Below are 21,872 nucleotides of genomic sequence, written 5' to 3'. Positions count from 1 at the left end.
TCATGACCACCAACACACAGGCCAGCACCGGGCCGGTGTGGGACTGGGCTGCCGGTCACGGACCCGTGACCGGCGCTCTGTCCGCCACCACCGGAGCCCTCGCCGTCGCCACCACCGGAGCCGCCGCCGGCATGCCGCCCGGCTGGGCCCTTGCCGTGGGCGCAGCCGGGGCGATCGGCCACACCGCCACCAGCCTGCGCGACCGGCTGTCCGCCCGCACCGTCGGCATGCGCGCCGCCTCATGGCTCATCGGCGCGGGCTGGACGACGTGGGCCATGGCTTCGGGCCCGCTCACCTGGGCCGCCCTCGGATCGCTCGCCACCCTCGGAGTCGGCATGGGGGCCGCCGCCCGCGCCACCCTCCTGCACGAGGAAGCCCGCGAGCTGGAGGCCATCGCCGCCGCTGAGCGGCAGGTCTCCCAGGAACTGTCCGCCGAACGCCGGGCGATCGCCGCCGAATGGGTGGACCGGATCCAGCGCGTGTGCGGCATCACCGTGCGCGTCCTCGCGGTCGAGCAGTGGCCCACCGGGACCGGCTTCACGATCGACGCCGAACTGCCGCCCGGCGGCACGACGTACGACAGGATCGCGAAGGAGTCCGCGCGGCTGTCCGCCGATGCCCGACTGCCGCACGGCTGCACCGCATCCGCCTCGCAGGGCATCGACCAGGGCCGCGTCCTCATCGACGTGACCACGGTCAACGTGCTCGCCGCAGAAGTCACCTACCCGACCGACTACGGCCCCCTGTCCCTGCACACCGGGATTCCGTGGGGGCTGCGCACGAACGCGGACGAGATCCGCGCCTACCTGCGCGAGCAGTGCGCGCTGGTCGTCGGGCCGACCGGGTCGGGCAAGACGAACATGGTCCACACGATCCTCGCCGGGTTCGCCCGCGCCACGGACATCGTCACGTGGGTGATCGACCTGAACGCCGGATCGGCCGGCCTCCCGTGGGTACGGCCCGCGCTCGACAGCAGCGGGCAAACCACAGACGGCATGCGGCCTGGTATCGACTGGCTCGCCGCCTCGCACGAGGAAGCCGCGGTGATGCTCGATGCGGCGGTGCGGATCGCCAAGCACCGGAAGATGGCCTACCAGGACCTGATGTCCAAGGCGAACACGGACCTGCTGCCGATCAGCGACCGGATCCCGCAGATCGAGATCGTGATCGATGAGGGTGCGGAGATCCTGGCCAGCAGCGACAAGGAATCGCGCAAGCTCGCCGCCAAGATCCTGGAAGTCATCCGGATCGCCCGCGCCATGGGCATCCGCACCGTCCTGACCGCCCTCGGAGCCACCGGCGCGGTGCTCGGGAACCTGATGATCCGCCGGGAAGCCAAGGTCCGCGTTGCCCTGACCGGCGGCGAGACCGAGGGCATGGACCTGGGCAAGCAGTTCCCCGGCTCCCGTGGACTGCGCGTCGACCAGGCCCCCTACAAGGGCGCCGGGTTCATGGGCACCCCCGAATCCCCGGCCGCGCTGTTCAAGTCCTGGCGGATCCTGCCCAACCAGATCCGCGACATCGTCGCCGCCACCTCCGACCGGCATCCCACGCTGGACGCAACGTCCGCGAAGGCGGCCGGGCCGGACTACGCCCGCCGCTGGGACAGCACCCGCACCGCATGGATGCGCGACGACCACCCCACCACCAACACAAGGCAGGGGGAAGCAGGCACCGGGGCCGGGCTGAATCTGTCCGCGCTGCGTGAGCAGCCGCCCGCCCCGGAGTCGAACGAGGATGCGCTCGCCCGGCAGTTCCGCGAGCAGATCGACGCCCAGTTCGCCACCGCCCCTGAACCCGACGCGGGCACGGAGCAGCCGCCCGCGTCGGCCGGGCTGAACCTGTCCGCCCTGCGGAACGAGGACAACGCCGCGCGGACTGCCGCGCTCGCGCTGCTGCTCGCCGCCGGACCTGAGGGCACCGGAGCGTCCGCGATCGCCCGCGCGCTCGCGGACGAGCACGGCACCACCCGGCAGACCGTCGTCGGATGGCTCAAGACATGGACCGACGAAGGCACCGCCGTCCGCGTCGGAGAGGGCACCAAAGCCCGCTACGTCCACCACCGCCACGCCCCCGGAACAACCCCCGAGGCGTGAGCACTTGTCGCCTGTCGCCCACCCCTGCGAGAAGGGCGCTGGGCGGGCCTGTGAGGGCCGAAAACGGCTTGTGACCTGCAAGGCGACAAGCGACAAGACAAGACAAGACAAGCGACAAGCCGCACGACAAGTCAGACGACAAGCGACACGACAAGCAAGGCACCGGGCAGCACCCCGCATCACGGGTGCTGCCCGCCGTCGTTGAAGGGACCCCGTTGTGCACTCCCAGACCCCGTACGAGATCACCACCGTCCCCGCGATGCCGACCACGGCGCGGGCCGAAATGCTGCCGCACGAGATCCCGCCCGGCGTCCAACTGGTCACCCTGCCCGGCGGCGTTCGCACCCTCGCCTACACCCAGCCGCCCGCCGCGCCCGGACCGCAGCCGACACCGATCGCGCAGCCGATCCCGACCTGGGCCAAGACCACCGCACTTCTCGTCCCGACCATCGGGGGCGGCGTCGCCGCCGCCGGCATCGGACTCTCCTACGCCGCACCGGGACTGATCGCCATGAGCCAAGCCCTGTGGGCCACCGTCGCCCTCATCGCCGCCGGAGCCATCGCCCTGCCCCTGCTGCTCGGCATCGGCCGCAGCCGCACCGGCCGGGCCGCCCCCACCCAGATCACGCAGAACATCACCGCCACCGGCATGTTCGGCCGTGCCAGCGGCACCATCAACAACCGCTGAGGGAGAAGCACCCGTGAAGACCCGACTGCCCACCCGCCTCACAGACACCGCCGCCCGGCTCGCCGGAATGCACACCCTGCGGTGCCCCGACCCCGGTTGCACCGTCCGGATCCGCTTCCGCGCCGTGACACAGCAAGAGATCTCCTGGCTCACCGCCCTGGCCAACGACCACACCCGCCACGGCGCCAAGAAGTGACCAGAGCGCCGCGAGTGGCACCCCACCCACCGTTAGGAGATCCGGCATGGCCGTCACCGTCTCCCTCGTCGTCCTCTTCGGCGCCCTGCTGTTCGTGATGCTCCGCGCCAGAAGCGTCGGCTGCGGGGCCGCCTTCGTCGCGATGATGTTCGGCTTCTTCCTCGCTTCCACCGGCGCGGCCGAACCGATCCGCAGCATGACCGCCGCCCTGGCCAGTGTCATTCCCAGCCTGTAGGAGGTTCGCAGTGTCCCGGCTCCGCATTCGTCAGATCACCTGGCCACGCCGCGCGCTGGTACTGGCCGACACCCCGCGCCCCGACTGCACCGACTGCGCAGGGGAGGGCGGCTTCGAGCACGACTACGGCGACTACGAGACCGGCGAGTACGCCGGCACCGACTGGGAGCCCTGCGGCTGCTGGAACGAGAACCGCCAGTGGACCCTGTTCCCGCTCCCACGGCTGCCGCGTCGCCGCCGCCCGCACCCCGACCCGTGGGGCCCCGGCAGCTACAGCGACGAACCGCCCTTCTGACACGCCGAGAGCGGCCCCCCTCTCGCCAAAGACCGGGGCCGCTCTCGTCTGCCAGTCACTCACGAGAACTGGAGAGATCCAGCATGACCCAACCGACACCCATCCGGCGAGTGCTCGGCCACCAGCCGCGCCTGCTGGACCTGTTCTGCTGCGCCAGCGGCGCGGCCATGGGCTACCACCGGGCCGGGTTCGACGTGTTCGGCGTCGACATCGCCCCCCGGCCGAACTACCCCTTCCCGCGCCACCAGGGCGACGCCCTTACCTACCTCGCCGCGCTCATCACCTCCGGCGAGATCGGGCAGTACGCCATCGTGCACACGTCCCCGCCGTGCCAGGGCAAGTGCGCGCTCACCGTGGGCACGAACGCCTCGCGGGGCTGGGGCGGCACGCATGTGGACCTGGTCGCGCCGACCCGGGCCCTGCTCGAGCAGACGGGTCTGCCGTACGTGATCGAGCAGCCCAACGGCCGCGCCAAGATCCGCAAAGACCTCAGTCTCTGTGGGGAGATGTTCGGCCTGGGGGTGCTGCGGCACCGCAACTTCGAACTCGGGCGCTGGAGCGTGCAGCGCCCGGCGCACCCTCGGCACCGGGGTTATGTGCGCGGCTACCGCCACGGGGTCTATCGGGAGGGCCCCTACGTCGCCCCGTACGGCTCCGGGGGCGGCAAGGCCACCGTGCCGGAGATGCAGACCGCGATGGGCATCACGTGGACCGATGTCCGCGAGGAACTGACCGAGGCCATTCCGCCCGCCTACGCGGAGTGGATCGGCCGGGCGTTCCTCGCGTCGGCCCGCGCCGGCCTGGAGGTGGCGGCATGACAACGGACTTGTTGTCCGCTGCGCTGGACGCCGCCGCCCGCGGCTGGCCCGTGTTGCCGCTGCGGCCCGGCGGCAAGCGCCCGGCTCTGCACGGGGAGGACGCCTGCACCCGCACCGGCGCCTGCGCCGGCGGGCACGTGAAGTGGGAGCAGCGCGCCACCACCGACCCGGACCGCATCCGCGCCGCGTGGTCGGCAGGGCCGTTCAACGTTGGCATCGCCACCGGCCCGGCCGGGTTGCTCGTGGTCGACCTGGACAAGCCCAAGACGAACAGCAATGCGGACACGCCTTGCGGCGTGACGACCTTCACGGCGCTCTGCGAGCGCGCCGGGCAGGTAGTGCCCGCCACCCGCACGGTACGGACCGCGAGCGGTGGTCGGCACCTGTACTTCACCGCCCCCGCCGGGGCCCGGCTTACCAACACGGCGGGCACTCTCGCGCCGTTGGTCGACACCCGCGCGCACGGCGGGTACGTCGTCGCCCCTGGCAGCGCCACCCCCGCCGGAACCTACGACGTGGTGGACGATCGGCCGCCCGCCCCGCTCCCAGAGTGGCTGCACGCCCGCCTGACGGCCCAGTCGTCGCGGGCACTCACGGCCGCGCCCGTCGCGTCGCGGTCCTCTCGCCGTGCCGCAGCCGCGTTGGACGCCGAAACGGCCGCCGTGGCCTCCACGAGCGAGGGCGGACGGAACGCGCGGCTGCTCACCGGGGCGCGAGCATTGGGGCGGTTCGTCGCGTGGGGCGAGATCCCTCGGGACGTGGTGGAAGAGGCGTTTCAGGGGGCGGGGGAGTCGGCGGGACTGCCGCCGGCCGAGTGCCGGGCCACGATCCGATCCGCTCTCAACTGGTCCATCCGCACCGCCCGACCCGGGGAGGCGGCGTGAACCAGTGGCCCCGCACCGCCCCCCTGAAATGCCTTCCTGCCACCACCGAACAGCAGCAGGCGGCCGAACAGCCGGTCATCATCACCGGCATCATGCCGGGCCTGCACATCCGCATGGACATGCGCCCGCCGGTCGCGGACTGGCTCTGCCGCTGCGGCCACCACGAACGCGCCGTAGGCCGCGCAGCCGTCATCGAGCTGACCACCCGCGTGCGCGTGTGGCACTGCCCGCACGCCGCCGACGAACAGACCGCCCCCGCCACCGAGCGCGCGAAAGTCGCCGCCCGGCAGGGCGTCCGCTCTGTCATTGACCTGCGCTTGCCCGCCACCGCCACCACCCCGGCGGACAGGAGGAACGCCGCATGACCACGACCAACGACACGGCCCCCGCGATCGACGGGGCCGCGCTGCTCGATGAAGTCGAGCAGTTGCACCGGCGCTTCAACGTCTTCCCCACCCAGGCCGCCTATGTCGCCGTGGCGTTGTGGGACGCGCACGCGCACCTGCTCGATGCCTTCGACTCCACGCCGCGCCTCGCGTTCCTCTCCCCGGAACCGGGATCGGGCAAGTCACGCGCGCTGGAGATCGTGGAAACCCTCGTGCCGCAGCCGATGGTGGCGGTCAACGCCTCCCCGGCGGCCCTGTTCCGGGCTGTGTCCGGCACGGAGGGGCGGCCGACGATCCTCTTTGACGAGATCGACACCGTGTTCGGCCCCAAGGCCGGGGACAACGAGGAACTGCGCGGCTTTCTGAACGCCGGGCACCGGCGCTCCGGGGTCACCTACCGGTGCGTCGGGGACGGCTCGAACCAGAGCGTGCAGCCCTTCCCGTCGTACTGCGCCGTCGCGGTCGCCGGCCTCGGGTCGCTGCCGGACACGATCCTGACCCGCTCCGTCATCATCCGCATGCGGCGCCGGGCACCGAACGAGCGGGTGCAGCCCTACCGTCAGCGCATCCACGAGAAGGAAGGGCACGCGCTGCGGGACCGGCTCGCCCGCTGGGCCGACCAGGTGCGGGAGCGGGTCACCGGGGCGTGGCCGGAGATGCCCGAGGGCGTCACCGATCGGCCGGCCGACGTGTGGGAGCCGCTGCTCGCCGTCGCGGACGCTGCAGGGGGCGACTGGCCCGGCCGGGCCCGCGCCGCGTGCGTCGAGCTGGTCGCCGCTGCCGCGCAGGATGACGAATCCTCGCTCGGTATCCGGTTGCTGACCGACCTGCGCGACACCGTGTTCTGCGGCATCGACCGCATGCCCACCGCCGCGATCATCGAGTGCCTGACCGCGATGGACGACGCGCCGTGGGTCGACATGGGCGGCAAGCCGCTCACCCCGCGCGGACTCGGTCGGCTGCTCAGCGGCTACATGACCGGAGCCAACCGGCCGGTCAAGGCCCGGCCGATCCGCACGCCCGGCGGCACCGTCCCGCGCGGCTATTACGCCGAGGACCTGGCCGACGCCTGGGCCCGCTACTGCCCCCCACCCCCCGGAAAGTCCGCTACATCCGCTACATCTGCTACAGCCCAGGTCAGCGGGGGTGAATCCGTAGCAGAAGTGCTTCCCGGCATCTGCTACACGGCCCTGCAATCCGCTACGCCCGGCGCGGCCACCGTCGTCCCGTAGCGGCAGCTATCTGCTACATCACGCGCATCTGCTACACGAAACAGGTCACTGACCTGCGGTGTAGCAGATGTAGCGGATGTAGCACTTCTGACAGGGAGGGGGCGGGGCTCGCCCCGCCCCCGGCAAGGAGTCCATCGCATGGATACACCCGCACTTGATGACCCCACGCTGGCCCTCCTCACCGTCGAAGAGGCCGCCCGGCGACTCCGTATCGGCCGCACTCTCTGCTTCCGGCTCGTCGGCACGGGAGAGCTGGAGTCCGTCCCTATCGGCCGACTCCGTCGCGTACCTGCCACAGCCATCCCCGAGTACGTGAACCGGTTGCGCGCGGCCAACAAGCCCGCTACCGCCGCCTGAAAGGACCCCTGTGGAAGAGCAGAGCAAGCGCACCCGGCAGCCCAACGGCCGGTCCTCGATCTACCTGGGCAAGGACGGGAAGTGGCACGGCCGTGTCACTGTGGGCATCCGTGACGACGGCAAGCCGGACCGCCGCCATGTCGAACGGAAGACCCGTGCCGAGGTGGCGGAAGCCGTGCGGGAACTGGAGCGACAGCGCGACGCTAAGACCGTGCGGAAGCCGGGAAAGCCCTGGACGGTCAAGACGTGGCTGACGCACTGGATCGAGAACATCGCCCCCCTTGGGGTGAACGAGAACACGATGGTGGGATACGGCGCCGCCGTACGGAAGCACCTCATCCCTGGACTCGGTGCCCACCGGCTCGACAGGCTCAAGCCGGAGCACATCGAGACGTTCTACGCCGCGATGCAGGCCAAGGGCAGCAAGCCCGCCACGGCCCACCAGGCGCACCGGACGTTCCGAACCGCGCTCAATGAGGCGGTCCGGCGCGGACACCTCGGGCAGAACCCCGTCCGGCTCGCCAAGGCGCCACGCGTACGGGAGGACGAGGTCGAGCCGTACAGCGTCGAAGAGGTCCGCAGGATGCTGCGCGCCGCTGACAAGCGCCGGAACTCGGCACGGTGGGCGGTGGCCCTCTCGCTCGGGCTGCGGCAGGGCGAGGCGCTCGGACTCAAGTGGACCGACGTTGACCTGAACGGGGGAGTCCTGATGGTCCGTCGCAGCCGCCGGCGCCCGCGCTACGCCCACGGGTGCGGCGACACCTGCGGCCGGAAGGCCGGGTACTGCCCGCAGCGTAAGCGGACGAACCCCGAGACGGCTGACACGAAGTCCCGCGCCGGCCGCCGCGCAGTTGGGCTTCCTCCACAGCTTGTGGATCTGCTGCGGACGCACAGGAAGCGGCAGGAAGCCGAGCGCGCGGCGGCTGGGGACAAGTGGACCGAGGAAGGGTGGCTCTTCGCCACTGAGGTGGGACGCGGCACCTCACCGCGCACCGACTACGACGACTGGAAGGCGCTGCTCGCCGCCGCCAAGGTCCGCGACGGCCGACTTCACGACGCGCGACACACGGCCGCCACGGTGCTGCTGATCCTCGGTGTGTCCGAGCGTGCCGTGATGGGGCTCATGGGCTGGTCGTCCACAGCCATGGCCGCGCGGTACCAGCACATGGTCGACACGGTCCGCACGAACATCGCCCGACAAGTCGACGGACTCATCTGGAAGCCGGACGGACCTGATGACGGTGACGACGCAACGGCCGTACCAGTCCGCTGATGCCTGTGGGCAGGGTTAGCCACCCTGCCCACAGTGCTAAGTCACTACGTAACACTGATAGATCAGACGCGCCACCAGGCTGAAGGTGGCAAGTTGCTCCAAGGCTTCTTGCTCGGCCAGATCGCCTGTCTCGTGAGCCGCTGGATTTCGAAGGGCGAAGTACGCCCCTTGGCCGAGTTGCAGCGCTCCGCGTTGCCGAGTCTGGACCCCTGGATCCTTTTGATCACCCGGTATCCGAAGCCTGGGCTTGCCCGGCTCAGGGTCTTTGTCGCTCAGAGCCTCTTGGACGAGCTTGGCGTCTGATAGATCGCGTCGCCCCAGTTTTTCCTGAAGATGGGCGTTGATCGATGTGGCAGCCGCATGGACGGCGGCACGGTAGTGCTTGGACTCCCAGAATGTGCGGGCGGCATCCCACACCCACGGGTGGAACCCATCGGCGGGCATGGACGGAGCATCTGGTGCCAACCGAGTCGTCCACTCGTCCATATCTGCCAGGACGCCAATGCCGCGACGAACCTCGTTCACGTTGACGGTCAACCCTTGCCAGTCGTCCACCCCGAGTACCTCTGCCCGTGGGAGGCTGGGGTCAAGACGGCGCAAGATCTTCACGACGGTGGGCTCAGCCTCGAACAGCCACTTCCGCTCTTGCGTCGTGTCACCGTTGGCAATCCGGACATTCCAGTACTGGGTTACTAGCTCATCGAACGCTTCGAGCTTCTGACGCATCCAGTCGCGATCCACATGCGGAGCGTAGAGGGTGAAGCGCCCGGCATGGTGAGGATTTGAGCGCTCGGCTGGTCAACTGAGACGGAAACTGAGACGGAGATACGCGAAGGGTCCGGCTCGATGAGCCGGACCCTTCGTCTACCAGCGGTAGCGGAGGGATTTGAACCCTCGGTGAGTTTCCCCACACTCGCTTTCGAGGCGAGCTCCTTCGGCCGCTCGGACACGCTACCGGGAGAGAGCTTAGCCCAAGGTGGGCCGTGCTCTGAAATCGGTTTGGCGGAAGGGCCCTCCAGGCATCCGGGAGACGCCGTCCGGGCGTCCGCCGGACCTCGTCAGCGGTCCCCCGGCCGGCCCCGGAAGAAAGCGGTCAGCTGTTCGGAGCACTCCTCGGCAAGCACGCCGGGTACGACCTCCGGCCGGTGGTTGAGCCGCCGGTCCCGTACGACGTCCCAGAGCGAGCCGGCCGCGCCGGCCTTCTCGTCGCGTGCGCCGTAGACCACACGATCCACCCGGGACTGCACGATCGCGCCCGCGCACATCGTGCACGGCTCCAGTGTCACGACGAGCGTGCAGCCGGTCAGGCGCCACTCGCCGAGGACGGCGGCGGCCCTGCGGACAGCCACGACCTCCGCGTGGGCCGTCGGATCGCCCGTCGCCTCGCGCTCGTTGTGCCCCGTGGCGAGGATCGTGCCGTCCCCGGAGAGGAGGACGGCGCCGACCGGCACGTCGCCGCCCCGCGCCGCGCGGTCCGCCTCTCCGATGGCGAGACGCATCGCCGCCTCCCACGGACCGCGCACGAGGTCACCACCGGGCACGGCCGTACCGGCCGGCACGGGTTCGTCTGCCGGATGAACCACTGGGACCTCTCGTTCGGATCACTGCCGGGCCCGATCCGGCCTGATCCGAACGAACCTAGCGCACGGTCTCCAGCACCTCACCCGCGCCGAGCGCGTCCGCGATCTCCATCAGCGCGTCCGAGTCCAGCGCCAGCAGATCCTTCTCCGCCAGTCCGAGGTCCGCGAGGATCTCCCGGTCGCCGACGGGTCCGGTCGGCGCCGACTCGCCGCCCTGTGCCGGGACGTCCACGGTGTCCTGGTCCTCCTCGTCCGGTTCGCCGTCCTCCGTGCCGTCGAGGTTCAGCGCGTCCAGGTCGTCGGCGGGGTCGTCATCGTCCCCGCCGAGCAGTTCGTTGGTGAGGATCTCCCCGTACGAGGAGCGTGCGGCCGCGGCCGCGTCCGAGACGAAGATCCGGGGATCCTCCTCGCCCTCGACCCGCAGGACGCCGAACCAGGCGTCCTCCTGCTCGATGAAGACGAGCACCGTGTCCTCGTCCACCGAGGCTTCGCGGGCCAGGTCGGTCAGATCCGACAGGGTCTCCACATCGTCGAGCTCTGTGTCGCTCGCTTCCCACCCGTCATGAGTGCGCGCGAGCAGTGCGGCGAAGTACACCGTGACTCTCCCACTGATCAGAGGTGTGACGACCGGCGGTGCGTCGAGCTCGTGCCCCGCCCACTCGGAATCGTGGCAGAAAGAGACGCGTTGCGAGAGGTCTTCCGTCGTTGCGTCGGCCACCAGTTCTCACGAGCGTTCGCGGACGGGCTACCAGCGGAAGGTCCGCATGCGCATCTGCTGGCGCATCCGGGCGGCGCGGGCCCGTCGTGGCTGGACGCGGTCGCGCAGCGCTTTCGCCTCGTTCAGCTCGCGCAGGAACTGGGCGCGTCGCCTGCGCCGCGCCGCGTCGGTCGCGGCTTCCTCTTCGTGCTCCGGATCGGACTCCGGCATCGGCCACACCACCCCACCGCTTCATCCACACCCCCTCGGCCTGCGCGGCCCTGGGGGACACCCCTCCACCTTCCCTCCGAAACCGTCCTTGATGCGAGCGCGGGCTACTGTTGACGGCATGCGGATCCACGTCGTCGACCACCCGCTGGTGGCGCACAAACTCACAACGCTGCGCGACAGGCGCACCGACTCTCCCACCTTCCGGCGGCTCGCCGACGAGCTGGTCACCCTGCTCGCGTACGAGGCCACCCGGGACGTGCGCACCGAGCAGGTCGACATCCAGACCCCGGTGACGGGCACGACCGGCGTGAAGCTGTCCCACCCGCGTCCGCTGGTGGTGCCGATCCTGCGGGCCGGCCTCGGCATGCTCGATGGCATGGTGCGGCTGCTGCCGACCGCCGAGGTGGGCTTCCTCGGGATGATCCGGAACGAGGAGACGCTCGAGGCGTCCACGTATGCGACGCGCATGCCTGAGGACCTCTCCGGGCGTCAGGTGTACGTGCTGGACCCGATGCTCGCGACGGGCGGGACGCTGGTCGCGGCCATCCGTGAGCTGATCAGGCGCGGTGCGGACGACGTGACCGCGGTCGTGCTGCTGGCGGCGCCGGAGGGCGTCGAGGTGATGGAGCGCGAGCTGGCGGGCACGCCGGTGACCGTGGTGACGGCCTCGGTGGACGAGCGCCTGAACGAGAACGGTTACATCGTGCCGGGCCTCGGTGACGCGGGTGACCGCATGTACGGGACGGCCGATTAGCCCGTCGGCGCGGCCGACCGCGTAGTCGTCCACCGGAAGGGCCGGGGTCTCCCGGCCCTTCCGTCGTCTCTCAGCACTTTCCGGAGGGGACCGGCTTCGGCTTGGTCAGGGCGGTGAGAGCCACGTCCGCGCTCGCCTTCGGGTCGAGTGCCTTGAAGGCCGTCCCGATGATCAGGTCGACGTCAGCCGTCTTGCGGGTGTCGGTCTTCGCCTGGAAGCCCTGGACCTGGGTGCCGAGCACCCGGAAGGCGCCCTCCTGCGCGGTGGGCGCGCCGAGGAACACGGCCGTACCGGGGACCTTCTTGTCGTACGACGCCGGCGCGTTGGCCACCTTGCCGATCTTGAAGCCACGCTTCTTCAGCTCGTCGGCCGTCGTCTTGGCGAGGCCGGAGCGCGGCGTCGCGTTGTACACGTTCACCGTGATCTGGCGCGGCAGGGGCGGCGGAGGCGCCGCGGAGGGGGAGGGGCGGGGCTCGCAATCGGCGCCGCGGGGGTTCGCGGACGTCTTCTTGCCGCCGCCCGTGAACGCGTCGATGAGCTGAAGCGTCCCCCAGCCGGCAAGGCCCAGCGCGACCACCGCGGCGACAGTCGCAAATACGATCCTGCGGCGGTTCCGGGGGCGTCGCATACGTGGGTACTTGTCACCCGTGATGCGGTACTTTCCGCCCATGCCGGGGGGTGTCAGCATGCTCATGGGCGCAGCGTAATGCGGCCCGGCGACCATGCCTACTAAACGATCAGCGGATTGCGTCCGTACGGTGCCGAAAGGACCCGAAAGGACCCGAAAGGACCCGAAAGGACCCCCGGGAAGGTTCAGCCGCCCGCCGCGGTGCCCGCCGTCCGGACACCGCCGACCGCCCGAGCCGCGGGTGCGGCTCAGAGGCAGCCGGTGACCGGCCGTCGGGCGGGTCCGCTCAGCCCAGCTCGAGAACGCGGGCGTGCAGCACCTGCCGCTGCTGGAGGGCGGCTCGCACCGCCCGGTGCAGGCCGTCCTCCAGATAGAGGTCGCCCTGCCACTTCACGACGTGTGCGAAGAGGTCCCCGTAGAACGTGGAGTCCTCCGCGAGCAGCGTCTCGAGATCCAGCTGGCCCTTGGTGGTCACGAGCTGATCGAGGCGGACCGGGCGCGGCGCGACATCCGCCCACTGCCGGGTGCTTTCCCGGCCGTGGTCGGGATACGGCCGCCCGTTACCGATGCGCTTGAAGATCACACGGAAAGCCTACCGGCCAGGACCCTCATGGCGCAGCCATGGAACCACAGCGAGATCCTGGTCGAATCTTCACAAACCGGGGAAACACGTGGTCGCGCGAGGGATGCGTGCGTGCCGGACGGGGGTTGCCTTCACGAAAACGGCGCGCCGCGGGCATCGAGCCCGCGGCGCGCCGCGACCGTCCTTACCGGGGGTGCTACTCGGTCACCTCGTGGTCGTGGCCGTCGTGCAGGCCGCCGCCGCTGCCCGCGTCGCCGTCCGTGGGGACGGTCGTGACGGGCTTGCGCAGCGAACTGATGTCGTGGGCGTAGGTGCCCACGGCGTTGGCGATGACGCCGATGTTGACCGCGAACGCCTCCATGTTGATGTTGCTGATGTCGTCGCCGGCGGCGTGGTAGTTCGGGTCGTACGCGAGGCCCGCGACGCCGCCGAACTTCTTTGCCTGCGCCTCGGTCTTGATGCCCTCGGCTCCGGTGAACGTGCCACCGGACGGGATGCCGACCTCGATGAACGGCCCGTAGTCCGAGCGGCCGGTGAAGTCGGTGCCCTCGTGCGGGGTGTCCTGCTTGTCGAGGAACTCGTTGATGTCCCGCTCGAGCTGCGCGGAGCCGGCCGGGCCGGCACCGGCGCCCACGCCGTCGGAGTCGTCGCCGTCGTACACGAAGAGTCCGTAGTTCGGCGACGCGATCATGTCGAAGTTGAGGTAGAGCTTGATCTCCTTCTTGCCCAGGTCGCTGAGGTCAGCGACGTAGTGCTCGGAGCCGAGCAGGCCGTTCTCCTCCGCCGACCACCAGGCGAAGCGCACCTTGTTGGCGGGGCTCTTCTCCCGCTTGGCGAGCTCCTCGGCGACCTCGAGCAGACCGGCGGAGCCGGAGCCGTTGTCGTTGATGCCGGGGCCCGCGGTCACCGAGTCGAGGTGCGCGCCGAGCATCACGGTGTTGGCCGCGTTGCCCCTACGGGTCTCCGCGATCACGTTGTTGGTGCTGCGCTGCTCCTGGAGCTCACGGACCTCGAAGGAGACGGTCAGCGGACCCTTGGCGAGGTCGGCGGCGAGCTTCTCGCCCTCGGCCCGGCTGACGCCACCGGTCGGGATCTTCGCGGACGCCTGGTCGCCCAGGGTGCCGGAGAGAGCTCCGTCGGTGTTGTTGTAGACGATCGCGCCGATCGCGCCCGCCTCGGCCGCGGCGGCCTGCTTGGCGGCGAAGGTGCAGCCGCCGCGCTTGATCAGCGCGATCTTGCCGGTGAAGGTGCCGGACGCGTAGTCGGCCGCCTCGCATCCGGTCGTGTCGTCCACCGGCACGGCCGCCACGTCGGCCCTGATGCCGCCGACCGGGGTGGACTTGGTGTACGTCATGGCGGCGATCTCGACGTCGCGGGGCGTCGGCGAGACCACGGACAGCTTCTCTGCCAGCGTCTCCGTGTAGATGAACTCGAAGCGCTGGTAGGAGACGTTGTAGCCGAGCTTCTTCATCTGCTGGTACACGTACGCGGCGGACGCGTCGTGACCGAGCGAGCCGGCGGCGCGGTGGCCGCCCGTACTGTCCGCTATCTGCTGGAACTTCTCGAGGTGCTCGAAAGCGTCGTCCGCGGACACCTTCTGGACCAGCTTCCGTGCCAGCTTCGACGCGTCCATGGCGGCCCGGTCTCCCGGAGCCTGGCGCTGTGCAGCGGACGGGGAGGCGGAGGCCAGCAGGAGCGGGGTCGCGAGTGCGGCTGCGGCCATGGTGGCCACGGCTCTGCGACGGGTTTCCTTCACAGAGGTCCTTCCCGATGTGAACGAGGGTTGAGGGGAAGCTAGCGATCTACACGGCCTGTGGGAACACCTGCGCCACAACTCATGGCGCATTTCGTCCCATCCGCACACGGAAGCCCTTCATCCACTTCAACCCGTCGCTCATCACGGCTTCTTGGGTGACTTCGCGGTCTTGCCGGATTTGGCCGTCGGAGCAGCTTTCGTCGCCTTCACTGTCCGGGCGGTCTGTGCGGCCTTGGCCGCCTTGGCGGCGGCCTTCTTCTCCTGCTTGTACGCCCGCACCCTGGCGAGCGACTCAGGACCGGTGATGTCGGCCGCCGACCGGTAGGAGTCCTCCTCGCCGTACGCACCGGCGGCCTCCCGCCAGCCCTCGGGCCGTACGCCGTACTGCTTGCCCAGCAGCGCCAGGAAGATCTGTGCCTTCTGCTCGCCGAAGCCGGGCAGCGCCTTCAGCCGCGCCAGCAGCTCCGCCCCGCTCGGCGCGTCCGTCCAGACCGCGCTCGCGTCGCCGCCGTACTCGTCGACGAGGAACTGGCACAGTTCCTGCACCCGCTTGGCCATCGACGCCGGATAGCGGTGCACGGCCGGTTTCTCCACCAGCAGCTCGGTGAACGCGTCCGGATCGAAGGCGGCGATCTCGGCGGCGTCCAGATCGTCGGCGCCCAGGCGCCGCGCCAGGGTGTACGGGCCGGTGAACGCCCACTCCATCGGGATCTGCTGGTCGAGGAGCATCCCGACCAGGGCGGCGAGCGGGCTGCGGCCGAGGAGTTCGTCGGCCTCCGGTTGCTGGGCGAGGTGGATCGTGGCTCTCATGCCCTGATGATCACCCGGAGACAGGGGTGCCGCCAGTGAAGGTCCGGCCCGTCCGGCGGCAGCGCCGCGTCCGGCCGAACGCGTACGAGCACGTCGGGCGACGGTGCCGCGCCCGGTCCGGTGTGTACCGGTGCGTTCGGTCGTCCGCGGCTCATGAGCGCGGGCTTCCGGTGCGGCCGGTGCGTTGTCCGGTTTGTGGCACACGAACGAGTGCGTAGGGGCTGTCCCGCAATCCACGATGGATCGCCCAGCGGGGATTGCGGGACAGCCCTCACCGCCGCGGCAGGTGCCGCACCGTCCATCAGGGGCGCAGCCGGGTGGCCCGGGCCCGGAGGTAGCGCGCCTCGGGGATGCTCAGCGTGCGGCCGGCCGCAGACCGATAGGCCGCCTCGGCCTCCTCGAGGTCGCCGGCCCTCTCCAGCAGATGTGCCCGTACGGCTTCGAGCCGGTGATTGCCGGTCAGCCCGCTTTCCAGGCGGGCCACCTCGGCCAGGCCGGCACGCGGGCCGTGCACCATGGCCGTCGCCACGGCCCGGCCGAGCTCGGCCATCGGTTCCGGGGCGCGGGCCACGAGAATGTCGTACAGGGCGAGGATCTGCGGCCAGTCGGTCTCCTCGGCGCGCGGGGCCTCGTCGTGCAACGCGGCGATCGCCGCCTGCAGTTGGTACGGCCCCGCCGGCCCCTGCGCCAGGGCTTCCTCCACCAGGGCGGTGCCCTCGGCGATCGCCGCGCGGTCCCAGCGTGTGCGGTCCTGCTCGTCGAGCGGGATCAGTTCGCCGTTCGGGCCGGTGCGGGCCGCGCTGCGGGCCTCGGTGAGCAGCATCAGTGCCAGCAGCCCGGTGACCGGGCCTTCCCCCGGCAGCAGCCGGCGTACGGCGCGGGCCAGCCGGATCGCCTCCGCCGCCAGGTCCGCGCGGTGCAGATCACGGCCCGACGTGGCCGTGTACCCCTCGTTGAAGATCAGGTAGAGCACCTGGAGCACGGCCGCCAGCCGGGCGTCACGGTCCTGCGGGCCCGGCTGCCGGAACGGCACGCCGTTCATCCGCTGCTTCGCCCGGCTGATCCGCTGCGCCATCGTGGCTTCCGGCACGAGGTGCGCCCGCGCGATCTCGGCAGTCGTCAGTCCGCCCACGGCCCGGAGGGTCAGCGCGATCTGTGCGGTGGGGCTCAGACCGGGATGGCAGCACAGGAAGAGAAGCGTGAGCGTGTCGTCCTCTGACGGTGCCCGCCCCTCACCGGGCGGCGGTGCCGTGAACGCGTCGCGCGGGGCGAGCCGGCCGGCGGTCTCCTCGCGCCGGTGCCGTGCCTCCTCGCTCCGCAGCAGGTCCGTGAGGCGGCGGGAAGCGACCCTGATGAGCCAGCCCCGCGGGTTGTCGGGCACGCCGCCCACCGGCCACTGCTGCGCCGCCGCCAGCAGCGCCTCCTGAACGGCGTCCTCCGCCAGGTCGAAGTGGCCGTATCTGCGTACCAGCGCGCCGAGGACCTGCGGCGCGTGCCGGCGCAGCAGGTCCTCGACCTCGGTCGTGGTCAGCACACGTCGCCTCCGCCCTCCATGATCGGCCGGATGACCACGGGGTACTGGGTGGTGCCCTCGGGGACCGGGCACTGGGTGACACGGGCCGCGATCTCCGTCACCCGGTCCAGGCTCGCGCAGTCCAGCACCCAGTACCCGGCGAGCACCTCCTTCGTCTCGCCGTACGGGCCGTCCGTGATCACGGGCCGGCCGTCCTTGCCGGCCGTGACGTGACGGGCCTGCGCCGGTTCGGCCAGTCCCTGGCCGTCGACGAACTCCCCGGACTCGGCGAGGTCGTCGTTGATGCTCTGCATGAACGAGAACATGGCCTGGATCTCCTTCTCGCTCCAGGCCGGGGCGTTCTTCGTGCCGTTGCCGCGCATCGCTTCGCTGTCAGCCTGCGTGCCCTGAACCATCACCAGGTACTTCATGACTCGCTCCTTCTGGCCGGATGGTCGCCCTCCTGCGGGCAACTCTCACAGGAGACGTCGGAGCCGGAGAGGCGTTCTCGACACGGCGCGCGGGATTTTTTTCCGCCGTTCCACCGAGCCCTTCCGGTCAGGTTGCGCCGGTGCCGGTTGTGGAACGGTGTCCTCCGGCATCGTCCAGGCTCGCAGCCGTTCGGGAGCCGTGTGACAAACGTGCATCGGCGTCGTCTGCGGGGCCGGGATCTTCCTGTCCGGATGGTCCTGCGCGGTCGTTCTTGTCCCTGCCGCTCGTTTCGCCTGAGCGGGTGGTTGACGCGCGTCACCCGGCCGGTTCCAGCCAAGGCACCGGCGTGGCGTGGACCGGGTCCGACCTGCCGGATACCGTCACGGACGCCATGCGGGCCGTCACGATGCGTGGCGGAGGCCATCACTGGAGGCAGTGTGTTCACGTGGGGAGTGAGCGGGCCGGCACACGTCAGTGCGTGGGCGGGACGGTGGCGGCCATCACCAGGTCGACGGTCTCCTGGCCGTCGTTGCGGTACGAGTGCGGCACGTCGGCCTCGACGGCGGCGGAGCAGCCGGCCGGCAATGTGTGGTCGGTTCCTGCGACGGCGAGAGTGAGTTCGCCCGCGGTGACGTGCAGCAGCTCGACCGTTCCCGGTGGGTGCGGGTCGGAGGCGCTGCTCTCGCCGGGCCGCAGCCGCCACTGCCAGAGTTCGAACGCACCCCGTGCCTCGACGCCGACGAGCAGCGTGCCGCTGCTGCCCGCGGCCGTCGACCACAGGCGTACCGCCTCGGCCTCGGGGACGACGCGCACCCGGCTGTCCTGTTCCTGGTCGAGCAGTGCGGCCACGTTGAGGCCGAGGGCGTCGGCGAGCTTGACCGTGGTGCCGAGGCTCGGGTTGGTGCGCGCCTGCTCGATCTGGATGACCATGCCGCGGCTGACCCCGGCACGGTCCGCGAGTGCGTCGAGGGTGAGTCCGCGGACGGCCCGCCAGTGCCGGAGGTTGCGGGCGAGCGACTGCGTGAGCTGAACGAGGTTGGTCACATCTAGTCCAATATTTTGCACGAAGAGTTCAATTCGATGCGCTACAGTCTGCTGCACCGGAACGTTCAACTCACTGTGCAGATAGGCGAGTTGGCTGGTTCGCTCCCTGAACCGGCCAGTTACCCACGGGGGAGTGACATTGGCGATCCAGCAGAGGGCCGAGCTGACGCGGCAGCGCATCCTGAGCGCCGCGGCGCAGGTGTTCGACAGAGATGGCTACGAACGCACCTCGCTCGGCGCCATCGGCGCCGAGGCGAAGTTGACGACCGGCGCACTGGCCTTCCACTTCCGTACGAAGAGCCACCTCGCGGAAGCGGTACGTCAGCGGGCTCGCTCCGTCACCCGCCGGGCGATCGAGGCGGCGGACGAGCGGAGCGAGACACCCATCCAGAAGCTCGTGACGACGACCGACTCGCTCATCCAGCTGTTCGAGACGGAGGCCGTGGCGCGGGCGGGCGAACGGCTCGCGCGGGAACTGGAACCCGGCGAGACGGCCGATCTGTCCTGCCCCTGGCGGCGCGAGGTGGCCAGGCTGGTCAGGGCGGCGGACCGGGGCGGGATGCTGCGAAGCGGCGCGGACGCCACCGCGGTGACGGCACTGATCTGCTACGTGGTCACCGGTGTGGAGCTGGCGATGCGCAACCCCAGCGCACGCGGTGACGAGCAGTGGCTGGGGGCGGCGGGCGCGTTGGACGGGCCGCCGAGGGAGCGGCTGGAGCGGATCTGGGGGCTCGTCCTGCCCGGGCTCGTACCGGAGGGCGGCTGTCAGCCGGCCTGAGCGGGGCCGAGCAGCCGCCGGGCGAACAGGCTCAGGCTCTGGGCGATCCGCCCGGCCTCCAGACCGAGTTCATGGCGCTGGAACTGATAGAGCTCCGGAGCCAGCGGGCCGAGCGCGATGTCGATGAGCGCGTCGGGGTCCTGCACGCCGCCGTCCACGAGCAGGGTGCGGACATGGATGCGCCAGAACCCGTACGCGCCCGTCGTGAAGCGCGCCCGGCCCGTCTCCGCACCGAGGGCCAGGGGCAGATGGTGCTCCAGCAGATCGAGCATGGCCAGGTAGAAGGCCGAGAGCCGCTCGGCGGCGGGCGCGCCGGGGCCGAGCGGCGGCGGGCCGTAGATGAGCTGGCCCTGGAGCCGGCGCTCGTGCTCGTCGAGCAGCGCCACCGCGATCGAGGAAGTGTCGGGAAAACGCCGGTACAGCGTGGCCCGTCCGACGTTCGCCGCCTTCGCGATCTGGTCCATGGTGACCGTGCGCGGGTCCTTCTCCGCGAAGAGCTGCTCGGCCGCGGCCAGGATCTGGGCGCGGTTGCGGACCGCGTCCGCGCGTTGGCGGGGCGGGGCGGGCCTGTCGGTCGGCGCCTGCAGGTCACCGAGGCCCTCGGCGCGGTGAACCGCCCGGCCGGGGGATTCTTCTCGCCGGTCTCCCGTCGGCTGCCCGCCGGAGTGCGCCTCTTTCCGTCCCCGGTGCTCGCCGTGATCGCTCATGGGCCGACCTTACCTTCACCTCTGGATTAAGTGGACACCTTGTCCGCTTCCATGATTCCTGTATATGGTAAACGGACACACTGTCCACTTGACCCGTTCTAGGAGAAGACAGATGCACACCGCGCTTCTCGCCGCGGCCCTCCTGGTCGGCTGCCTCCTGGCCGTCCAGGCCTCGGTGAATCTCCAGCTCAACTCCGCCGTCGGCACCCCGTACGGTGCGTCGACCATCCAGCTGAGCGTGGCCACCGGCCTGCTGCTGGCCCTCGCCGTGGCGGCCGGCGCGCTCGGCGCGTTCGGCAGGCTGCCGGACGTGGAGGGCTGGCAACTGCTGGGCGGTCTGGCCAGTCCGCTCTACATCACCAGCGGCATCCTGCTCTTCCCGCGACTGGGAGCCCTTGCCGCTGTCGGACTCTTCGTGGCCGGCCAGATGTTCGCCTCGCTCGCCCTGGACCTCTTCGGGCTGTTCGGTCTGGAGCAGAAGGACCTCAGTGTCGCGATGGTGCTCGGCGCCGTCGCCGTCCTCGCGGGCATCGTCGTGATCATCAAGGGGCAGAAAGCCGCCGCCGGAGCCGGCGGGCCCAAGACCTCCGGGGCCGGGCGCGTCGGCTGGCTCGCCCTCGGCATCGTGGCCGGCGGTGTGCTGCCCGTGCAGGGCGCGGTCAACGCACAGCTGCGCGACGGGCTGGACAACCCGCTGACCGTCGCCGTCATCAGCTTCGCGGTGGCCACCTTCACCATCGCCGTGGTGCTCCTCGTCCTGTACGCGACCCGGCGGACCCCCAAGCCGAAGGTCGCCCCGCTGCGGAAGATGCCGTGGTGGGGATGGCTCGGCGGAGCCTGCGCCGCCGCCTACGTCACCGGCACCTTCCTGCTCATCCCGTCCATCGGCGCCGCCGTGACCATCGCACTGACCGTGACCGGCCAGCAGCTCACCTCCGCCCTCATCGACCACCGCGGCCTCTTCCGGCTGCCCAAGCGGTCGCTGACGACCCCTCGGCTGGTCGGCCTCGGACTTCTGCTCGCCGGCTCCCTCACCATCCAGCTCGTGTGAGCGTCACGAAAGGCATCCCGTGAAAGAGAGCTACACGGCAGGGCCCGACCTGCACGTCCTCCCCTCGGCACTGCCCATACCGGACCTCGGGGATCAGCCGGTCAACGCGTTCCTGCTGCGCGGCGACGCGCCGATCCTGATCGACACCGGAATGCCCGTCGACCGCGACGGCTTCGAAGCGGCCCTCTGGTCCCTGGTCGACCCCTGCGACCTCAAGTGGGTCGTCGTCACGCACGACGACCGGGACCACACGGGAAGTCTGACGCGCATCCTCGAGGCCGCTCCCGATGCCACGGTCATAACCAACGGGATATCGCTCACACGACTGAGTGAGGAATTTTTCATTCCGCGGGAAAGGGTTGTCACGGTGAACCCGGGGCAACGAATGAAAGTGGGAGGACGTGAACTCGGATTCCATCGACCGCCTACTTTCGATTCACCGGGCACTCTCGCCGTCTTCGATCACATTGACGGGACCCTGTTCAGTTCCGACAGTTTCGGAACCGTCCTTCCCGAAGCAGGGCAGAACATCTTCGACGCGCCCGCGAAGGATTTCTTCGAGGGCTTCGACATCCTCAACCGCGCCATAGCGCCGTGGACTTCGCTGGTCGACACGGCGAAGTTCGCCCGCACCGTCGCCGGGCTGGCCGCCCTGCGGCCCGCCCGGCTGCTGAGCGCACACGGACCCACCGCGGAGGGGCGCGCCGTGGAGGCCCTCTTCGACGCCATGGGCCGCATCCCCACCCTGCCGGCCTGGCTGCCGGGCGCCGACCTCGACCTCGAGGCGGCCCTGGAAGCACACGAAGCCACCACCACCCACCCGTAACCGCCGGGGGCCGGAGCCGCCC

At 70.4% G+C, this 21,872-nt stretch carries 27 protein-coding genes and 1 tRNA gene; 15 read left to right on the top strand and 13 right to left on the bottom strand.

All coding sequences use genetic code 11. The annotated features are described in order from the left end of the window. The first annotated feature begins 2 nt into the window (after positions 1–2). From ACFYV1_RS15280 to ACFYV1_RS15230, 11 genes are all read left to right on the top strand, one after another. Positions 3–2,096: a hypothetical protein gene (locus tag ACFYV1_RS15280; protein ID WP_389395944.1), complete on the top strand. Its 2,094-nt coding sequence runs from the start codon at positions 3–5 to the stop codon at positions 2,094–2,096. A 217-nt stretch (positions 2,097–2,313) separates the two neighbouring features. Beyond that, complete coding sequence (locus ACFYV1_RS15275; RefSeq protein ID WP_389395943.1) at positions 2,314–2,784, top strand: hypothetical protein; 471 nt, start codon at positions 2,314–2,316, stop codon at positions 2,782–2,784. A gap of 13 nt (positions 2,785–2,797) precedes the next feature. Next, positions 2,798–2,980 carry a hypothetical protein gene (locus ACFYV1_RS15270; protein ID WP_389395942.1) on the top strand — a complete coding sequence of 61 codons (183 nt, stop codon included), beginning with the start codon at positions 2,798–2,800 and terminating at the stop codon, positions 2,978–2,980. A gap of 46 nt (positions 2,981–3,026) precedes the next feature. Further along, entirely contained in the window at positions 3,027–3,215 is a 189-nt protein-coding gene (locus ACFYV1_RS15265; RefSeq protein WP_389395941.1) for a hypothetical protein, read from the top strand. Between the two features lie 10 nt (positions 3,216–3,225). Beyond that, a complete protein-coding gene (locus tag ACFYV1_RS15260; protein ID WP_389395940.1) occupies positions 3,226–3,510 on the top strand; it encodes a hypothetical protein in 285 nt (94 codons plus the stop codon). Positions 3,511–3,593: 83 nt separating this feature from the next. Next, positions 3,594–4,328: a DNA methylase gene (locus tag ACFYV1_RS15255; protein WP_389395939.1), complete on the top strand. Its 735-nt coding sequence runs from the start codon at positions 3,594–3,596 to the stop codon at positions 4,326–4,328. After that, positions 4,325–5,212 (top strand): bifunctional DNA primase/polymerase, encoded by an 888-nt coding sequence (locus ACFYV1_RS15250; protein ID WP_389395938.1) that lies wholly within the window; start codon positions 4,325–4,327, stop codon positions 5,210–5,212. The genes ACFYV1_RS15255 and ACFYV1_RS15250 overlap by 4 nt, the downstream gene beginning before the upstream one ends. Beyond that, positions 5,209–5,577, top strand: a complete 369-nt coding sequence (locus ACFYV1_RS15245) for a hypothetical protein (RefSeq protein WP_389395937.1) — start codon at positions 5,209–5,211, stop codon at positions 5,575–5,577. The genes ACFYV1_RS15250 and ACFYV1_RS15245 overlap by 4 nt, the downstream gene beginning before the upstream one ends. Beyond that, positions 5,574–6,830 (top strand): DUF3631 domain-containing protein, encoded by a 1,257-nt coding sequence (locus tag ACFYV1_RS15240; RefSeq protein WP_389395936.1) that lies wholly within the window; start codon positions 5,574–5,576, stop codon positions 6,828–6,830. Before ACFYV1_RS15245 ends, ACFYV1_RS15240 begins: the two co-directional genes overlap by 4 nt. 138 nt (positions 6,831–6,968) lie before the next feature. After that, positions 6,969–7,187: an excisionase family DNA-binding protein gene (locus tag ACFYV1_RS15235; protein WP_389395935.1), complete on the top strand. Its 219-nt coding sequence runs from the start codon at positions 6,969–6,971 to the stop codon at positions 7,185–7,187. A gap of 10 nt (positions 7,188–7,197) precedes the next feature. After that, positions 7,198–8,460, top strand: coding sequence for a tyrosine-type recombinase/integrase (locus ACFYV1_RS15230; RefSeq protein WP_389395934.1), 1,263 nt, complete (start codon positions 7,198–7,200; stop codon positions 8,458–8,460). 36 nt (positions 8,461–8,496) lie between these two features. Here ACFYV1_RS15230 and ACFYV1_RS15225 read toward each other — a convergent pair whose 3' ends face one another. The 5 genes from ACFYV1_RS15225 to ACFYV1_RS15205 all read right to left on the bottom strand — a co-directional run bounded on the left by ACFYV1_RS15225 (position 8,497) and on the right by ACFYV1_RS15205 (position 10,968). Next, positions 8,497–9,201, bottom strand: coding sequence for a TIGR02391 family protein (locus tag ACFYV1_RS15225; protein ID WP_389395933.1), 705 nt, complete (start codon positions 9,199–9,201; stop codon positions 8,497–8,499). 130 nt (positions 9,202–9,331) lie between these two features. Further along, a tRNA-Ser gene (locus ACFYV1_RS15220) sits at positions 9,332–9,416 on the bottom strand. Positions 9,417–9,518: 102 nt separating this feature from the next. Continuing rightward, positions 9,519–9,959, bottom strand: a complete 441-nt coding sequence (gene tadA / locus ACFYV1_RS15215) for a tRNA adenosine(34) deaminase TadA (protein WP_389396429.1) — start codon at positions 9,957–9,959, stop codon at positions 9,519–9,521. A gap of 139 nt (positions 9,960–10,098) precedes the next feature. Next, positions 10,099–10,635 (bottom strand): hypothetical protein, encoded by a 537-nt coding sequence (locus tag ACFYV1_RS15210; protein ID WP_389395932.1) that lies wholly within the window; start codon positions 10,633–10,635, stop codon positions 10,099–10,101. Positions 10,636–10,785: 150 nt separating this feature from the next. Next, entirely contained in the window at positions 10,786–10,968 is a 183-nt protein-coding gene (locus tag ACFYV1_RS15205) for a hypothetical protein (protein ID WP_389395931.1), read from the bottom strand. A gap of 118 nt (positions 10,969–11,086) precedes the next feature. Here ACFYV1_RS15205 and upp point away from each other — a divergent pair, with 118 nt between their 5' ends. Next, positions 11,087–11,722, top strand: a complete 636-nt coding sequence (gene upp / locus ACFYV1_RS15200; protein WP_389395930.1) for a uracil phosphoribosyltransferase — start codon at positions 11,087–11,089, stop codon at positions 11,720–11,722. A 70-nt stretch (positions 11,723–11,792) separates the two neighbouring features. On the opposite strand, the gene ACFYV1_RS15195 is transcribed toward upp, so the two are convergent. The 7 genes from ACFYV1_RS15195 to ACFYV1_RS15165 all read right to left on the bottom strand — a co-directional run bounded on the left by ACFYV1_RS15195 (position 11,793) and on the right by ACFYV1_RS15165 (position 18,488). Next, positions 11,793–12,416, bottom strand: a complete 624-nt coding sequence (locus ACFYV1_RS15195) for a LytR C-terminal domain-containing protein (protein WP_389395929.1) — start codon at positions 12,414–12,416, stop codon at positions 11,793–11,795. A gap of 220 nt (positions 12,417–12,636) precedes the next feature. After that, a complete protein-coding gene (locus ACFYV1_RS15190) occupies positions 12,637–12,933 on the bottom strand; it encodes a type II toxin-antitoxin system VapB family antitoxin (protein ID WP_003955420.1) in 297 nt (98 codons plus the stop codon). A 196-nt stretch (positions 12,934–13,129) separates the two neighbouring features. Continuing rightward, a complete protein-coding gene (locus ACFYV1_RS15185; RefSeq protein WP_389396428.1) occupies positions 13,130–14,665 on the bottom strand; it encodes a M28 family metallopeptidase in 1,536 nt (511 codons plus the stop codon). A 165-nt stretch (positions 14,666–14,830) separates the two neighbouring features. Continuing rightward, a complete protein-coding gene (locus tag ACFYV1_RS15180) occupies positions 14,831–15,499 on the bottom strand; it encodes an HhH-GPD-type base excision DNA repair protein (RefSeq protein ID WP_389395928.1) in 669 nt (222 codons plus the stop codon). A 301-nt stretch (positions 15,500–15,800) separates the two neighbouring features. Beyond that, positions 15,801–17,033 (bottom strand): RNA polymerase sigma factor, encoded by a 1,233-nt coding sequence (locus tag ACFYV1_RS15175; RefSeq protein ID WP_389395927.1) that lies wholly within the window; start codon positions 17,031–17,033, stop codon positions 15,801–15,803. Then, the gene (locus ACFYV1_RS15170) at positions 17,027–17,443 is read right to left on the bottom strand and encodes a YciI family protein (RefSeq protein WP_389395926.1); all 417 of its coding nucleotides are present in this window, start codon (positions 17,441–17,443) and stop codon (positions 17,027–17,029) included. Before ACFYV1_RS15170 ends, ACFYV1_RS15175 begins: the two co-directional genes overlap by 7 nt. Before the next feature lie 472 nt (positions 17,444–17,915). After that, entirely contained in the window at positions 17,916–18,488 is a 573-nt protein-coding gene (locus ACFYV1_RS15165; RefSeq protein WP_389395925.1) for a helix-turn-helix domain-containing protein, read from the bottom strand. A 133-nt stretch (positions 18,489–18,621) separates the two neighbouring features. On the opposite strand from ACFYV1_RS15165, the gene ACFYV1_RS15160 reads away from it, so the two are divergent. Continuing rightward, positions 18,622–19,266 (top strand): TetR family transcriptional regulator, encoded by a 645-nt coding sequence (locus ACFYV1_RS15160; RefSeq protein WP_389395924.1) that lies wholly within the window; start codon positions 18,622–18,624, stop codon positions 19,264–19,266. On the opposite strand, the gene ACFYV1_RS15155 is transcribed toward ACFYV1_RS15160, so the two are convergent. After that, positions 19,254–19,973, bottom strand: a complete 720-nt coding sequence (locus tag ACFYV1_RS15155; RefSeq protein ID WP_389395923.1) for a TetR/AcrR family transcriptional regulator — start codon at positions 19,971–19,973, stop codon at positions 19,254–19,256. The two genes, ACFYV1_RS15160 and ACFYV1_RS15155, sit on opposite strands and share 13 nt — an antisense overlap. 112 nt (positions 19,974–20,085) lie before the next feature. On the opposite strand from ACFYV1_RS15155, the gene ACFYV1_RS15150 reads away from it, so the two are divergent. Next, positions 20,086–21,024 carry a DMT family transporter gene (locus tag ACFYV1_RS15150; protein WP_389395922.1) on the top strand — a complete coding sequence of 313 codons (939 nt, stop codon included), beginning with the start codon at positions 20,086–20,088 and terminating at the stop codon, positions 21,022–21,024. Positions 21,025–21,043: 19 nt separating this feature from the next. Next, positions 21,044–21,850 carry an MBL fold metallo-hydrolase gene (locus ACFYV1_RS15145; protein ID WP_389395921.1) on the top strand — a complete coding sequence of 269 codons (807 nt, stop codon included), beginning with the start codon at positions 21,044–21,046 and terminating at the stop codon, positions 21,848–21,850. Positions 21,851–21,872: the final 22 nt, after the last annotated feature.

This window comes from Streptomyces sp. NPDC003023 (genome assembly GCF_042888225.1).
GTDB lineage: Bacteria > Actinomycetota > Actinomycetes > Streptomycetales > Streptomycetaceae > Streptomyces.
Note: the sequence above shows the minus strand (reverse complement) of the source record. Positions and strands in the feature narration are given on the sequence as shown.

What these genes read in the sequence shown, in the direction of transcription:
- ACFYV1_RS15150 (WP_389395922.1), top strand. Translation starts at nt 20,086, where the DNA reads ATGCACACCGCGCTTCTCGCCGCGGCCCTCCTGGTCGGCTGCCTCCTG.
- ACFYV1_RS15255 (WP_389395939.1), top strand. Translation starts at nt 3,594, where the DNA reads ATGACCCAACCGACACCCATCCGGCGAGTGCTCGGCCACCAGCCGCGC.
- ACFYV1_RS15265 (WP_389395941.1), top strand. Translation starts at nt 3,027, where the DNA reads ATGGCCGTCACCGTCTCCCTCGTCGTCCTCTTCGGCGCCCTGCTGTTC.
- ACFYV1_RS15155 (WP_389395923.1), bottom strand. Translation starts at nt 19,973, where the DNA reads ATGAGCGATCACGGCGAGCACCGGGGACGGAAAGAGGCGCACTCCGGC.
- ACFYV1_RS15180 (WP_389395928.1), bottom strand. Translation starts at nt 15,499, where the DNA reads ATGAGAGCCACGATCCACCTCGCCCAGCAACCGGAGGCCGACGAACTC.
- ACFYV1_RS15205 (WP_389395931.1), bottom strand. Translation starts at nt 10,968, where the DNA reads ATGCCGGAGTCCGATCCGGAGCACGAAGAGGAAGCCGCGACCGACGCG.
- ACFYV1_RS15170 (WP_389395926.1), bottom strand. Translation starts at nt 17,443, where the DNA reads ATGAAGTACCTGGTGATGGTTCAGGGCACGCAGGCTGACAGCGAAGCG.
- ACFYV1_RS15250 (WP_389395938.1), top strand. Translation starts at nt 4,325, where the DNA reads ATGACAACGGACTTGTTGTCCGCTGCGCTGGACGCCGCCGCCCGCGGC.
- ACFYV1_RS15235 (WP_389395935.1), top strand. Translation starts at nt 6,969, where the DNA reads ATGGATACACCCGCACTTGATGACCCCACGCTGGCCCTCCTCACCGTC.
- ACFYV1_RS15280 (WP_389395944.1), top strand. Translation starts at nt 3, where the DNA reads ATGACCACCAACACACAGGCCAGCACCGGGCCGGTGTGGGACTGGGCT.
- upp (WP_389395930.1), top strand. Translation starts at nt 11,087, where the DNA reads ATGCGGATCCACGTCGTCGACCACCCGCTGGTGGCGCACAAACTCACA.
- tadA (WP_389396429.1), bottom strand. Translation starts at nt 9,959, where the DNA reads ATGCGTCTCGCCATCGGAGAGGCGGACCGCGCGGCGCGGGGCGGCGAC.
- ACFYV1_RS15240 (WP_389395936.1), top strand. Translation starts at nt 5,574, where the DNA reads ATGACCACGACCAACGACACGGCCCCCGCGATCGACGGGGCCGCGCTG.
- ACFYV1_RS15195 (WP_389395929.1), bottom strand. Translation starts at nt 12,416, where the DNA reads ATGAGCATGCTGACACCCCCCGGCATGGGCGGAAAGTACCGCATCACG.